The sequence below is a fragment of the uncultured Maribacter sp. genome, from assembly GCF_963977385.1.
GTDB lineage: Bacteria > Bacteroidota > Bacteroidia > Flavobacteriales > Flavobacteriaceae > Maribacter.
The window spans coordinates 1-13,658 of the sequence record NZ_CAXBOU010000004.1 but is presented as its reverse complement, the minus strand read 5'-3'; the positions used below and the strand labels follow the sequence as shown (position 1 = coordinate 13,658).

Genomic DNA, 13,658 nt, shown 5'->3' with positions numbered 1-13,658 from the left:
CATGTATATATTCTTAAGTACTCGAGTGTATTTGTAATTATTTTACCTCTACACCTTTCCAGAAGGCTATATAACCTTTAATACCTTTAGCTAAAGGGGATACCTCAGGGTAATACCAAGCGGCGTCTTTATTAACCGAACCATTCACCTCAACATCATAATAAGAAGCAATCCCTTTCCAAGGACACTTGGTGTGAGTTTCAGTGCCTTTAAAGAACTCTTGTTTTATATCAGTAGGTGGAAAATAATGATTTCCTTCTATTACAACAGTAGCATCACTTTCTGCTATAACCGTATTATTCCAAATTGCTTGTTTCATATCTAATTTTTTAATCTATCTATATTAATTCAGTAATAATAACAGCACCTGAAGAAAGTGTTTTATGCACCGGACATTTATCGGCAATTTCTAATAGTCTCATTCGTTGTTTTTCGTCTAATTCTCCGAATAGTTCTATTTCTCTTTTAAAAGTATCGATTTTTTCTCCCTTAGAGGAAGCATTTTCAGAATCTGGGGCATGGTCTTTCCCATGATCTACATGAACAATAACTTTTTGTAAATCCCATTTTTTTCGTGTCGCATACATCCTCAATGTCATTGCTGTACATGCTCCTAAACCAGAAGCCAGATAATCATAAGGTGAGGGTCCAAAATCATTACCTCCAAAATCTGTAGGTTCATCAGCTATAAGTAAGTGATTTCCTGACACGATTTCAGATGTAAACCCCTCATTACCGATACTCACAGCCACTTGATGGGAAGTTTTCAATACTTCTCTTTTTGGAATACTCAAATATCGTTCTGCCCAGCCGGCAATAACATTTCCAACATAGTTCGAATCTTCACTATTCATTAAAAGGTGGTCGGCTTTATCAATCGACACGAAGCTCTTTGGATGATGTGCAAATTGATATAGTTCTTTTGCATTTTCAATACCAACTATTGTGTCTTGTGGAGAATGTATAACCAAAAATGGTTTTCGCATATTCTTCAGAATCCCTTTCATAGGTTTAGATTCTATATCATCTAAAAAGTCCTTTTTAATGGTAAAGTCTCGTCCGCCAATATTAACCTTTGCTTTCCCTGTTTCTTTTATTTCATCAACACTAGATTTAAACAAATGTTGCACATGTGATGGAGAAGATGGTGCGCCAATAGTTGCTACTGCCACTATCGATTCTAGCTCTGATGCGGCATAAATTACAGCTGCCCCACCTAAAGAATGACCAACCAATAAAGAAGGGGCTTTATAATTCCCTTCTAAAAATTTAGCCGCTTGAATTAAATCTGAAACATTAGATGAAAAATTAGTTTCTTCAAAGTCTCCTTCGCTTTCACCCAGTCCTGTAAAATCAAAACGAAGAACAGCAATACCCTTGCTCACCAATGCTCTTGAAATATTTCGAACGGCAGAAAAGTTTTTATTGCATGTGAAACAATGCGCGAAAATCGCATAACTATGAGCATCTTGATTATTAGGTATTTCTAACCTTGCCGCAAGTTGTTTTCCTTGTGAATTTGTAAACGTTACCTTTTCGAAGCCCATACCTTGTCTTTTCTTTAATTACAATTAATCGTATTATTAGAAGTAAAAATATCTAAAACTTACAAATAAGTAAGTTAACCTATTCTCAGCAATGAGTATATAAGAGTTAAACAGAATAAATATAGAATTATGAGTGAGAAATTTGCAATTCAAAGACCGTAACCTAATTGACTTAGCATCAGAAAAAACTATAAAACTCTTGATATCTTTTGAGTTTTACTTTGCGCAGGTAGAGAGACACAAACCCTCAAGCTTTTCGGCACTACATTCTAAGTCTAGCGTGGCTATTAATTCAATCACGCCTGAACCCCTTTTCAACATTTCATTTTGCTGTCATGAATATTCTATTATTGTAGAGTAGCTCTGTATTTTATTTCCTCGATAACAATTTTTACAATCATATTTGTTTTTATCATAATAAATAAAAATTTAAAAAGGGCATTCAATTTAGGGTAAACCACAGCATTTATCTCTTACACTATCAAAAGCATTCTATTAACAACAATTAAAAATTTACTACAACAAAACCTTCTAGTTTCGCTTCGCTTTAATAAGCTATTAGACCTTTTAAAATTAAGAACACGAATTCCAAAATATAAAGTAGATTGAGGCATACTACATCGTTAAAACTAATTCTTACTATTCCAATTACCTCATTTTTTTTTTTACTAGGATCTGTTGTCTCCGTTGATACAATTGGATCTAAGGAAAGAAAAATTAGTCAGCCTACAAACACTAGCTATTACCAACCTTTTATAGATACAGATGGTGATGGTCTTAGTGATGATATAGACGAAGATGATGATAATGATGGTATTCCCGATCTTTTTGAAAATGGTTGTGAAATAAATACAGCATTTGGCTCTCCTCCTTCAAGTTTGACTTCTGCCAATTATGTTACTTCAGTCTATACAAACTACAGCGGTTTTTGGGCTTCATCTGTAGGATCTCTCAATCCAAAGGCTTATGACAATGTTTCTGAACTCTTAGCCTTTAAAGTAGGTAGTGAAACTTATGCTACAGGGGTTGGAGCTAGTGCAATGATAGACAGTAATAGTAACGGCCTGTATGATTCTATGGATACAGACGGGAACGGCACGGGAGATATTACCGTAGTAGAAACCTCTTGGACCGCACTTAGACCAGTGACAAAAATTAAGTCAGGAATACGTTTGGAAGGAAGGGCTCTAGATGGAAACAACGGAAATGCCATGGGACCACAGCTTACCTCAGGGGGAATTCCGTTTAATCCATATCTTTATGAAGGGGAAAGAGGGCTCGACATGGGCTATGCCATTGCCAATATTAACAATGCATGGTACTTTCGTTTAGGAGGAGCAAATACACCTGCCTACGGAGATGGAGAAATGGATATTTTATTAACACAGGGCGCACAATTGGGAGGTGGCTACAACTACAACAGGTTGCACCTGCTTGATGAAGACGGAAATTATCTCGGCAATGGTGTTGAGGTCAATTGGAATAACACTCCTGTCGTAGGAAACTCCCATGTAGACCAATACAATACTGATGATTCCACCAGTGGTAAAAATGTCAAAAAGAATATTCGTCTTGCAGCCGTTGAACTCTCAGAGTTTGGACTTACACCAGCAGAAAGAGCCAAAGCAGTAATATTTCGTCTTGAAATTTCAGCCAATGCAGATCCTATATTTTTTGTAGTGAACGATAATAGCTTTATCACTAATTGTACTCCACAAGATACTGATGGCGATGGCATAGCGAATAGTTTAGATTTAGATAGTGATAATGATGGAATTTATGACGGTATTGAAGCTGGCCATGGGGAAACACTTGTTGAAGGTAGATTAACCGGACCCGTCGGAACCGATGGTATCGCTAATACTGTACAAGCTGTAGGACAGTATGACAATGGAACTATTAATTACGAAATTAAGGATTCCAATAACGATAATATACTTGACTTTTTATCATCCGATAGTGATTCTGACGGATGTAGTGATGTTATAGAAGCTGGTTTCTTAGATGGGGATAATGATACATTTCTGGGAACTTCACCAGTCACGATTAATTCTTGGGGAGTGGTTACTGGTCAAGGTGGTTATACCTATCCAATGGATGGAGATAATAATACTGTACCGGATTATCAAGAATTTAGTTCAGCTCCTGATATTTTAATAACCCCTCAGGACACCACGATTTTTGATGGGGACTCTGGCATTATTTCTATAACAACGTCAAATACTACCAAGTACCAATGGCAAATTAGCATTGATGGTGGTATGAGTTTTTTAAATATGGTAGATTCTGGTAATTATTCAGGAACCGAGACAGCTACTTTAAGTATTTACGATACCAACTTGGATTTTGACGGACACTTATTTCGGGTACTATTAATAAATGAGGGATATGCCTGCTCCTCATTCATTTCTTCCGAAGTAGTAACATTAAATATTAGAGTGAAGACCGTAATTACTAATAAGAGAATCACATATAGGGCTTATTAAAGTATAGACGGAATCAATATCCGAAAATTATAAGATTAACCTGCACTATAAAAACTGATAATCAAATTACTAGTTATTGATTATTTGGTTCATTTTATGAACTACGCTATAAGTTTATGGCCTTTATAACAAAAAAACCTCTTGATTTCTCAAGAGGTTTGTCTTTGTACAGGCGGAGAGACTCGAACTCTCACACCGCAAGGCACTAGATCCTAAGTCTGGTATATATTGCACCAATAAAGCATAAATTATCTCATTTTCAATGATTTATGTTATCAGTCATTTTATTTAAAGTCAATTAATATCAGTTGATATCAACATTTGTTGTACCTATGTTGTACCCAAAAGTTCTAATAAAGACGTATCTTTAAGGTGAATTTTTGACAAAATGTTGTACCTGATTTGACTTTCGTACTCAAAACAGGTTCATAATGTCAACAAGTGCAAAAATAATTCTTCGTAAAAAGCCCAACTCAAAAGGTCTATATCCTCTTGCTATTAGGATAACTAAAGACCGTCGTTCAACGTATAAACACATAGGTCACTATATCGAACTAGAAGATTGGGACACAAAAAATCTTAAGGTAAAGAAATCACATCCAAATGCAGAAAGTCTGAACAATCTATTAACCTCAAAGCTTTCAGAAGCCAGAAAAGGTTTAATTATTTTACAGACCAATAACAAGGATGCAACGGCACATCAAATTAAAAAGGAAATTTACAAGCCAACTTCCAAGCTGACTTTTTTTGATTTTGCAGATGAACATCTTGAAGCTCTGGAAGCAGAAAATAAAATTAATCGCCATTCTACGGATTCAGCTTGGCTCAGTTATATTGAGAAATATTGCAAAGCCCGACACCTTACTTTTCAAGAAATTGATGAGCGTTTTCTCAAAAAGTTCAAAATCTATCTAAAAGGGACTTGCTCGCTTACCGAAACTACTGCTATGAATGTTATGGTTTTAATTCGATTACTTTTTAATCGGGCAATCAAGGATAAGGTAGTAAGTAAAGAACTATATCCGTTTGGGACAGGTAAATTTAAAATCAAGTTTCCTGAAACTACCAAAACGGGACTTACAGGAAAAGAAATACAAGCCCTTGAAAATGTTTCCGAGCTTTCGGGTATGGAAAAACATTCCTTAAATGTTTGGCTGTTTAGCTTCTATTTTGCCGGAATGCGTGTTTCGGATGTTCTATTTACAAGGTGGTCCCAGATTTATGATGGCAGACTACATTACAGAATGGGTAAGAATTCAAAATTGTTATCCTTAAAAATACCCAGTAAGGTTGAAAAAATTTTATTGCAGTATATAACGGACAGAATGAATGATGATGATTTTGTGTTTCCAGAAATGAAAAAAGCAGATTTAACCGATGCGAAAGATATTTATAGAAAGAAGAAAGTCGCAAATAAAAAGTTCAACGACCATCTAAAGAAAATTGCGAAAAGAGCAGGTATTCAAAAAAAGGTAACAATGCATATTGCACGTCATTCTTTTGGCAATATTGCCGCAGATAATATCCACCCTTTAATGCTTCAAAAGTTATATCGTCATACAGATTTAAAAACCACCATTAATTACCAAGCCAACTTCATCCATAAAGATGCAGATGATGCCTTGGATAGTGTAGTCAACTTTTAAGCGACATAATTATTCGTAATTTTAATCTTCACATCAGTTTTAACTGAAAGCATTCGTCACATTTCAAATTTTTAAAAAATCGTCAAAAAAATTAAAATATATTTAATTATTTGCTTAGATAATTATATAATTTTATTTTTACATCAAATGTTGAATTATGAAACTTGAAATAACCTGTACAAGAGCTGAAGCCGACCATAAGCAGATATCACGTTGTCGAGAGTCTTTGGATAAAACTTCAAAAACAATTAGTGAAATGGGTAAGATTTTTTCCCTCGCAGGTAATGAAACAAGGCTAAAAATTCTTTTTCTTCTCAACCAAGAAAAAGAACTATGTCCCTGTGATTTCTCAGATATTTTAAAAATGAGTGTTCCTGCAATTTCTCAACATATTCGTAAAATGAAAGATGTCGACCTAATTACTTCTAGACGTGAAGGGCAGACACTCTTTTATTCTATTAATGCACAAAGAAGTAGTATGCTGATGAATATTTTAAATAATATTCAATCTGATAAGATAGCTGTATAATAAAAAAACTGTGCTTACTATTGATTTTTAAGTTGCAGATTCAAAAAATCACATTGCCAGTACAGGTGATGATACTATTTTAAATAATCGGTATACCCTATTAAACCAAATTAGAACCTAATAAATTATGATACATATTATAACAACGGGTGGAACCATAGAGGGGCTAGATTATAATAAAAAAGAAAATGCTCCTAATGAAGTAGGTATATCGATTAAGACTTTTCTTAATTCGGCCAATGTAAAATTCGATTATACTATTGAAGAAGCATTCAATAAAGATAGTCGCTTTATTACAGATGATGACCGTCGGCTTTTGGTTGATAAAATTAAAGCTACGAGAACAGAAAAAATAATATTAACCCACGGTACTTTCACTATGGAAGATACCGCAAAATATATCGGAAAACTTAACCTAAAGAAAACGATAGTCTTGGTTGGCTCATTTGTTTTAGGCACATCCAATAATACAGATGCTCCATTTAATTTAGGTTACGCAATATGCTCAGTTCAATTTCTAAAACCAGATGTATATGTAGCAATGAACGGCACCATATTTCATTGGGAAAACGTAACAAAAAATTTAGAAACCAACAAATTTGAGCAGCAATGAAAAAGATAAATGTTTGGAACATCAATACATTGGACTACTTTTTTCTATCTTTTATTGGATACGGTCATTGTATTGTTCACGCTCTACTATTCTACCCGAAAAGACTCAAGTGGCTATAAACGATTTTTATCGTTGGGTATTTTATTCATTACTTATAATCTATCAGGTGGATTCTTGCCTGTAAAGGATTTTCCTGGCCCTCTTATTCTTCAATACATCATAACCTATGGCGTTGCCATAGCTTTATGTGTTTATATAGTTTACTACCTCTATAAAGAATATGATATCATAGTATTAAAGTACAATTCTTCCATTAGGAACTTGGCTATATTAACTTCTGGTAGTTTTATTATTCTCTTCTTAATTCCCTATTTCTTTACTTGTTCATTAGATTCTTCAAGGTTACTTTTTACAATACCTATTTCGGTTCTTGCCTTTGTTTTTTTGGGGATGTTTTATGAAAGAATTTCACATCCAAATAATCCAAATGAATACATATTACGTCGTAATAGGTTATCGATGATTAGCGTTACAAGTATTGCATTGTTACCTATATTGACCTTAATCGGGGATTTTCAATGGTTGACTTTTACCGTTATGAATGCGGCTTTTTATGCCATAACCATTGTTGAAATTGACAGACACCTATACTTCTTGGAAAATAAGACCAAGATGTACGAAGTATTTGCTATGAGTAAAGAACAGGCAATTCACTCAGCAGACACAAAAATAATTTATGAAAACTTGACAAGAAGGGAAATAGAAATTACCTTGTCCATTCTAAGCAATCTCAGTTATAAGCAAATAGCCAAGGATTTATTCATTGCTGAAAGCACCGTCTCCAAACACGCTTCAAATATCTACAAAAAAACAGGTGTAAAAAATAGAAGACAATTTATTAATCGATATCGAAAAAAGTCGAAGTAGCGTTGTTCCTAATACCAGAGCGATTACCGTAGGAAAATACGGTTCATTCCGTAGATATCTACGGAATAAAATATCCTTCATTCAAAATTATGTTATTATATTTCAGTAGCTCTTTAGATGTCCCTTGTCGTAAAAAGTTCTCCTAACAAAGTACCTGTCCTGCGCATTCGCTAACTAAAGAGCTCTAACAACAACTAATCCACCCAAACTAAGACTGCGCCCAATATTGTTGGGCTTAACTGTATTTATGGCTGCAAATGGATTTAGAAATGTTAGGCAAAAATCTTCTCGTGACATTAGACGAGATAAGTCTCGAAAATCTACCGATTTTGGAACAATCCTATCGTTCTATTCAGTTAAGTAGAAACTTGCTTACTGTTTTTAAAAGAAACATTCTGACCAATGATTTTGAAAGTGTTGAGAATGAAATAATCTTCTTCAAAAAAATAAAACAAGTGCCATTGGTTAAACTTATATATTTCTCAGAAATTCATTCTTTTGAAATTCAATTTCCCAAAGCAGACAGAGCTGCACAATTAAAATTTGTAAAAAAGAAGATTAGTAAATTAAATCGCTTTTTTCTTTATAACCTTGATTTCGGCCAATACGTTAAATCTGGTGCAACCCACTTTGACAAAGCTTATTACACCAGAAAGCATCTTGATATTTATCATATTACTACTTCCAAATTCTATTTTCAAGACCCTGATTTTTGTACACCGAGAGATATGCTTTTAGGAAAGTTCAAGGCTTATATATCTCTTATCAACTATATGGACCAAAAGAAACATTCTATTAAAAGTAGAGTGAACGGAAATAGTGTGACTATAAAACCTACAGAAAAAATTCCTTGGCCGTTCACAAATACAGACTGGGTTGAACTTCTATATTCACTAAGTGCTGCTGGAATGACGAAACAAAAGGGTCTAAGTATTATTAAATTATCTAAAATTTTGCAAGAAGTATTCGACTTTACTCCAAAGGAAATCTACAAAACATTTCAGGACATCAAAAATTGTAAAAATAGCCGAACATTATTCCTCGACCAATTGACGGCTTCCCTTCTTTCGGAAATGGACAAAAGCGAGGAATAGTCGCTAGTTGTTATCATTCGTTCCTTCTTTTATATGTTAAAAAAAGACCGTACTAAGGTTGACCTACGGTAATTGTATTCCGTAGTTGTTTTTAATAAATTTTGATACAATTTCAAGGTCTGTTAGTTACGGAAATACCTTTAAACACTACTAAAACAATTGAAATTTCAAAATGTTAAATTTTAACCGTAGTACGGTTGTACTGGGGAATAAAATCCATTAAAGCTATTCAAATTTGTAGAACGAAAGTCAAATCAGGTCAGGGGTTATCAATTAAAAGTATGAACTCAGATAGCCCCTTCCTTTAAAAACCGTTCTATTATGCCGACAAGTATTATTACAACAGACGACCTTCGAGACTTCAAATTAGAATTGCTCGATGACATTAAAAAAATATTATCCAAACAAGCTCCTGGAAAACTCAAAAGATACCTCAAATCTTCTGAGGTTATGGATTTGCTTCAGGTAAGTCCAGGCACACTACAAAACCTTCGCATCAATGGCACTTTACCTTACACTAAAGTTGGTGGTATTATCTACTACGATGCCGAGGAAATACAAAACATAATGACCGCCAATCGTGTACAGCACGGCTCAAATTCTTAAATAATGAACTATATAAAGCTACTTAATGCGGCTTTTGAAAAGTTCTATTTTGATGACCGCCTAAATCCTACCCATATCAGTCTGTATATGGCGCTGTTCCAAGAATGGAACAGTAGTCGCTTTGCAGACGAGTTTTATGTGAATCGCAGAGATTTAATGCGCTGTGCTAAAATAGGCTCAAAATCCACATACCATCGCTGCGTGACGGATTTGGACTCGTGGCTTTACCTATGCTATTTCCCATCTAACAATCCATACAAAGGAAGTAAAATCAAGATGTCCATTATTGGTACAAGTAGTGAACCAGATATGGAACGGTACAATCCCACATTAGAACAGCTTGCGGAACAGTACTATCCCATACGTGAACCAGTTGTGGGACTGCACCGTCCCACTAATGGACAAGTACTGGTATCTAATACAAACAATACCAAACAAGAAAACTATATAAAACAGCTAAAGGGCAGGCAGGCGGTTATTGATTTTTTTGAAGAAAATGGTTTTGATGCCGATGAAGGTAAAAAGTTCTTTGAGCACTATGAAACTCGAAACTGGCAAACAAGCGATGGGCAAGCAATTCGTGATTGGCGAGCTCTAGCCACAAATTGGATGGACAGAACAGAGTTGTTCGACGAAAAAAACGAATCAAACAAAAAACAAGCATCCCAAATCAAGGACAACTTGCGAACCACTAAAAACAAAGATTATGGACAACCCCTCTAAAATTACCGAAGGTGGCGTGGAATATTCGCTCGGAAAATTTGATGGTAAAAGTGTGCTCTACGATTTTCCAAAAATCTTAATTTACCTAAACGCTAAAGGTAAACTGCTTTTTGGCAAAAAGTTCAGAATTTATGACGAAGATAGAGATATACTGCTAAAGCTCTGTTCATATTTCATCAAGGATAAAGCCAATTGCACAACCTATGGAATTGACATCGATAAGGGCATCTTACTTTCCGGACCCGTTGGCTGCGGAAAAACTAGCTTAATGAAATTACTTAGATATATTGTTCCGATGCAAAGACCGTATGAAATGATTCCTTGCAGAAATGTGACCTTCAGTTTTAACCATCTTGGTTTTAAGACCATTGAAGAGTATGGAAACACAAAATTTTTCTGCTTTGATGATTTAGGTATTGAACCTGCCGGACGTTTTTATGGTAAAGACCTGAACGTAATGGGGGAAGTACTTTTATCTCGATATGAACTATACCTTGAGACAAAACATAAAATCAAAACCCACGCAACCACCAACCTCAATGCTGAAGAATTAGAAGAACGTTATGGCAATCGTGTTCGTAGCCGAATGCGAGAACTCTTTAATTTGATTGCTTTTGATACAAAAGCAGGGGATAAGAGAAAATAATAAGCCCTTATTTTGCGCAAATTATTTATAAAACACTAAAATTGAACTCCTTTTGTAATTAACTACATACATTTTATTGTTTACAATTTCAATATCCGTTGGTTGATTGAATTTATCAGAAAGAATTTGTAAAAGTTTACCATTTAAATCGTAAACCAAAACCCGGTTACCTTCAAAATCAGCAACAATAACCTGTGAATCTGTTACTTTTACACCTGTTGCTACCTTAATGCCTTCATTCCAACCAATCATTCTCACATAATTCCCATTTAAATCAAAGACCTGAACACGATTGTTATAAGCATCTGCAACGTAGATTAAATCATTGCTTATTTCTACATCTGTTGGGTAGTATAGTTCGCCATCCTTATGCCCTTCTTTCCCTATAATTGTTACTTTATTATCTCGTTGTAAAATGATTCGATTATTATAAAAATCAGCAACAGCAGCAGTATTTCCATCAATGCTAACACCAGCAATAGCATCTGGCTTTTCCTTTAGTTTATAGATTGAAACCTTACCATCTTCAAGAATTTTTAAGCTGTCTGATGTGTATTCAGGAACATAGATTTTACCTTTTTGAATCGCGATGTGCATTGGACGTTGAAAACCATCAAACGACTCAATAATTTTCCCGTCAAGGTCAATTTTTACGATACGGTTATTGTCCACATCTGAAAGCCACAAGAAATCTCCCTGTGCTACAATACCGATGGGATTAACATTATTTAAATCGATAATTTTTGCAAATTTCCAGTGCGTATTAATTTCTGTCTTTTTCTCTTGCTCGCCTCTACAAGAGAAAAGAAACAACGTTCCTAAAAAAGCTGCTATTAGTATGAATACAACCTTATTCTTCATCTTTTTTTATTTTAAATGGTGTTTTAGAAAAGATTATTTCTTTAGGTGTAAAACCAGCGTCTTTAACGATTTTCCGTAATTCTTCTTCTGTTGGTTGCTGTTCTTTTGGAACACTCATTGTTGCTTCTCCTTCTTCTAAATTTATGAGCACATCTTTGGATCCTGCTTGTTTAAGTTTCTTTTCTAAACCATAGGCACAAAAAGGACAGGAAAGCCCGTCAACTTCTATTTTAATATAAATCTTGTCTGTTTCGTTTTTAGTTTGTGCATTTACATTTGTAGTAGATAATATAAAAGTTGCAAATGTAAGTAGCGTAATTATTCCTGTTTTTAATAAAGTTTTCATACAAAGGTTTTAAAAAATTAATATTCGTGTACCAAAAGTTAGTACATAGTTTGTTTTTTGAGCTTCAGGTACTTCTTCAACTATTGGGATTTGTAAACCAGCTTCAAACAAAGCTGTTTTACTGGTAATCCATTGTATTCCACCCGACGCCAAAATAGTATTGCTATTTACATCAGTAAAAAAATTTCCATTAATTCCAATATTCAAGTTCAGTTGATTTGGTGGATATTCTTGTGGCAAAAGCGGATAAACAAAAGCAGCATTGTAAATCAAATTATCTGGCAATCCATTTGACGTTATATTATAACCAACCTGACCGTAAATACCATATTTTAAGGTTACATAACCAGTTACTAAACTTAATTGTGATTGCCAAGAATCACTTCCAATGGATGGTATACTACTTGTTTTTCCTATGGGAAATACTTGGTCTAATTTTGCTATAATTCTAAATGTCTTGCCTTTTCCATCTTTTTGATAAAGCTGTTGTTTGAGGAAGAAAGTAAGGTCGCCAAAGCCAGAAACAGACTCGAAATTGTTTGGATTAATATTTATAAATCTTCCTGCAATTCCAATTTGAGTTTTGCTTCCTAAATTATAAGGTATTGCTAACGGCTGAACGTAAACTGTAGCATTTTCTTTTACTATAAACCTGCCAAAAGTTCTCATTCCACCGCCATCCAAACCCAGTAAAATTGGTGTTTCTGTAAAAATTGGTGGTCCTTGGGCAAAGACATTTAAGGCAGAAAAAACACTTATTGTTAATATAATCAATCTATTCATTTGCATTATTTTTAATTATGTATCCTTTTGATTTTATCACTTTTTCTATTTCACTGACAGTCGTTTTAGTCGTATCAAATTTTATTTCAGAAGTTCCTTTTAAGTGAGAAGTCTTAATCCCTAAAATTCCGTCCAATTTGTTCACGGAATGATTGATATTAACTTCACAACCAGAGCATACCATCCCTTCAACATTCAACTTTACAGATTGAATATGTGTATTGTTTGTTGCAACAATCCCTTTTGTGGCTGTTGGATGAAATATTTGAGGATAATAAGAAACCAATGTCATCACAACAACAAACACAGCGACCAACCACAAGTAGAATTTCGATTTAAAAAATGATGGTTTATCAGTTTCACAGTTGCCACAATTGTCCACTTTCTTTTTTTTATAAACTTGATAAAAAGCAAATCCCAATGACAAAAATGCTATGGCCAACAGATATGGTTTCAAGGTAATGAGCCAAGAAAAATAGACAGAACTTCCGCTAATTCCTGCAACTCCTGTTAAAAACAATGGACCCCAACAACAAAGTTTTAAGGAAACTGCTGAAAATAAAGCAGTTCCCATTGATGCCTTTTTGTTCAATTTAGTAATTGCCATACCTAACAGCTTCCTATTCCTGCGATAGTTAAATCATCTTTTGTTATTTCGATGTTTGTACAGCAGTCTAATAGTTTTCCATTAACAGCAATAGCAGGAACTCTTTTAACTCCATATTCCTTCATTTTTGAAATACAGATTTTACTTTCGCATTGCTCGGATAAGTTATGAAGTGTGATTTCGCAGTCTTTTCCTGCTGTCTCTTTTACTAATTGCACCACAGGCTCGCATACTGGGCAACCTG

Annotated in this window: 16 protein-coding genes; 9 read left to right on the top strand and 7 right to left on the bottom strand. The window is 34.4% G+C overall.

Features of this window, described 5'->3' with window-relative positions:
• Positions 1-37: 37 nt before the first annotated feature.
• Both AAC084_RS06570 and AAC084_RS06565 read right to left on the bottom strand, forming a co-directional pair.
• On the bottom strand, positions 38-319 hold the full coding sequence (locus AAC084_RS06570; RefSeq protein WP_339838540.1) for a DUF427 domain-containing protein: 282 nt from the start codon (positions 317-319) through the stop codon (positions 38-40).
• Positions 320-338: 19 nt separating this feature from the next.
• Entirely contained in the window at positions 339-1,547 is a 1,209-nt protein-coding gene (locus AAC084_RS06565) for a bifunctional alpha/beta hydrolase/OsmC family protein (protein WP_339838537.1), read from the bottom strand.
• A gap of 605 nt (positions 1,548-2,152) precedes the next feature.
• Between AAC084_RS06565 and AAC084_RS06560 the strand changes: the two genes are divergently transcribed.
• From AAC084_RS06560 to AAC084_RS06520, 9 genes are all read left to right on the top strand, one after another.
• Positions 2,153-4,033, top strand: a complete 1,881-nt coding sequence (locus AAC084_RS06560; RefSeq protein ID WP_339838534.1) for a hypothetical protein — start codon at positions 2,153-2,155, stop codon at positions 4,031-4,033.
• Positions 4,034-4,464: 431 nt separating this feature from the next.
• Positions 4,465-5,679: a site-specific integrase gene (locus tag AAC084_RS06555; protein WP_099543772.1), complete on the top strand. Its 1,215-nt coding sequence runs from the start codon at positions 4,465-4,467 to the stop codon at positions 5,677-5,679.
• Positions 5,680-5,836: 157 nt separating this feature from the next.
• On the top strand, positions 5,837-6,208 hold the full coding sequence (locus AAC084_RS06550; RefSeq protein ID WP_099543774.1) for a metalloregulator ArsR/SmtB family transcription factor: 372 nt from the start codon (positions 5,837-5,839) through the stop codon (positions 6,206-6,208).
• Positions 6,209-6,335: 127 nt separating this feature from the next.
• The gene (locus AAC084_RS06545; RefSeq protein WP_099543776.1) at positions 6,336-6,821 is read left to right on the top strand and encodes an asparaginase domain-containing protein; all 486 of its coding nucleotides are present in this window, start codon (positions 6,336-6,338) and stop codon (positions 6,819-6,821) included.
• Positions 6,822-6,830: 9 nt separating this feature from the next.
• A complete protein-coding gene (locus AAC084_RS06540) occupies positions 6,831-7,748 on the top strand; it encodes a helix-turn-helix transcriptional regulator (protein ID WP_099543779.1) in 918 nt (305 codons plus the stop codon).
• A gap of 269 nt (positions 7,749-8,017) precedes the next feature.
• Positions 8,018-8,842 carry an RteC domain-containing protein gene (locus AAC084_RS06535; protein WP_339838527.1) on the top strand — a complete coding sequence of 275 codons (825 nt, stop codon included), beginning with the start codon at positions 8,018-8,020 and terminating at the stop codon, positions 8,840-8,842.
• Positions 8,843-9,163: 321 nt separating this feature from the next.
• Positions 9,164-9,448, top strand: coding sequence for a helix-turn-helix domain-containing protein (locus AAC084_RS06530; RefSeq protein WP_339838524.1), 285 nt, complete (start codon positions 9,164-9,166; stop codon positions 9,446-9,448).
• A 3-nt stretch (positions 9,449-9,451) separates the two neighbouring features.
• The gene (locus AAC084_RS06525; RefSeq protein WP_339838522.1) at positions 9,452-10,171 is read left to right on the top strand and encodes a hypothetical protein; all 720 of its coding nucleotides are present in this window, start codon (positions 9,452-9,454) and stop codon (positions 10,169-10,171) included.
• Complete coding sequence (locus tag AAC084_RS06520) at positions 10,155-10,817, top strand: ATPase (protein WP_339838520.1); 663 nt, start codon at positions 10,155-10,157, stop codon at positions 10,815-10,817. The genes AAC084_RS06525 and AAC084_RS06520 overlap by 17 nt, the downstream gene beginning before the upstream one ends.
• Before the next feature lie 21 nt (positions 10,818-10,838).
• Here the strand turns inward: AAC084_RS06520 and AAC084_RS06515 are convergent, their stop codons facing one another.
• From AAC084_RS06515 to AAC084_RS06495, 5 genes are all read right to left on the bottom strand, one after another.
• Positions 10,839-11,678, bottom strand: a complete 840-nt coding sequence (locus AAC084_RS06515; RefSeq protein WP_339838518.1) for an NHL repeat-containing protein — start codon at positions 11,676-11,678, stop codon at positions 10,839-10,841.
• The gene (locus AAC084_RS06510) at positions 11,668-12,024 is read right to left on the bottom strand and encodes a heavy metal-associated domain-containing protein (RefSeq protein ID WP_339838516.1); all 357 of its coding nucleotides are present in this window, start codon (positions 12,022-12,024) and stop codon (positions 11,668-11,670) included. Before AAC084_RS06510 ends, AAC084_RS06515 begins: the two co-directional genes overlap by 11 nt.
• Before the next feature lie 9 nt (positions 12,025-12,033).
• On the bottom strand, positions 12,034-12,807 hold the full coding sequence (locus tag AAC084_RS06505) for a transporter (protein ID WP_339838514.1): 774 nt from the start codon (positions 12,805-12,807) through the stop codon (positions 12,034-12,036).
• Positions 12,800-13,414 carry a mercuric transporter MerT family protein gene (locus AAC084_RS06500; RefSeq protein WP_339838512.1) on the bottom strand — a complete coding sequence of 205 codons (615 nt, stop codon included), beginning with the start codon at positions 13,412-13,414 and terminating at the stop codon, positions 12,800-12,802. Before AAC084_RS06500 ends, AAC084_RS06505 begins: the two co-directional genes overlap by 8 nt.
• A 2-nt stretch (positions 13,415-13,416) precedes the next feature.
• Positions 13,417-13,658 (bottom strand): thioredoxin family protein (locus tag AAC084_RS06495; RefSeq protein ID WP_339838509.1); only part of this gene is annotated, 242 nt, incomplete at its 5' end.

Bases quoted from the DNA above. Each gene is read 5' to 3' on its own strand.
- AAC084_RS06570 (WP_339838540.1), bottom strand. From the start codon at position 319: ATGAAACAAGCAATTTGGAATAATACGGTTATAGCAGAAAGTGATGCT.
- AAC084_RS06565 (WP_339838537.1), bottom strand. From the start codon at position 1,547: ATGGGCTTCGAAAAGGTAACGTTTACAAATTCACAAGGAAAACAACTT.
- AAC084_RS06555 (WP_099543772.1), top strand. From the start codon at position 4,465: ATGTCAACAAGTGCAAAAATAATTCTTCGTAAAAAGCCCAACTCAAAA.
- AAC084_RS06550 (WP_099543774.1), top strand. From the start codon at position 5,837: ATGAAACTTGAAATAACCTGTACAAGAGCTGAAGCCGACCATAAGCAG.
- AAC084_RS06545 (WP_099543776.1), top strand. From the start codon at position 6,336: ATGATACATATTATAACAACGGGTGGAACCATAGAGGGGCTAGATTAT.
- AAC084_RS06540 (WP_099543779.1), top strand. From the start codon at position 6,831: ATGTTTGGAACATCAATACATTGGACTACTTTTTTCTATCTTTTATTG.
- AAC084_RS06535 (WP_339838527.1), top strand. From the start codon at position 8,018: ATGTTAGGCAAAAATCTTCTCGTGACATTAGACGAGATAAGTCTCGAA.
- AAC084_RS06530 (WP_339838524.1), top strand. From the start codon at position 9,164: ATGCCGACAAGTATTATTACAACAGACGACCTTCGAGACTTCAAATTA.
- AAC084_RS06525 (WP_339838522.1), top strand. From the start codon at position 9,452: ATGAACTATATAAAGCTACTTAATGCGGCTTTTGAAAAGTTCTATTTT.
- AAC084_RS06520 (WP_339838520.1), top strand. From the start codon at position 10,155: ATGGACAACCCCTCTAAAATTACCGAAGGTGGCGTGGAATATTCGCTC.
- AAC084_RS06515 (WP_339838518.1), bottom strand. From the start codon at position 11,678: ATGAAGAATAAGGTTGTATTCATACTAATAGCAGCTTTTTTAGGAACG.
- AAC084_RS06510 (WP_339838516.1), bottom strand. From the start codon at position 12,024: ATGAAAACTTTATTAAAAACAGGAATAATTACGCTACTTACATTTGCA.
- AAC084_RS06505 (WP_339838514.1), bottom strand. From the start codon at position 12,807: ATGAATAGATTGATTATATTAACAATAAGTGTTTTTTCTGCCTTAAAT.
- AAC084_RS06500 (WP_339838512.1), bottom strand. From the start codon at position 13,414: ATGGCAATTACTAAATTGAACAAAAAGGCATCAATGGGAACTGCTTTA.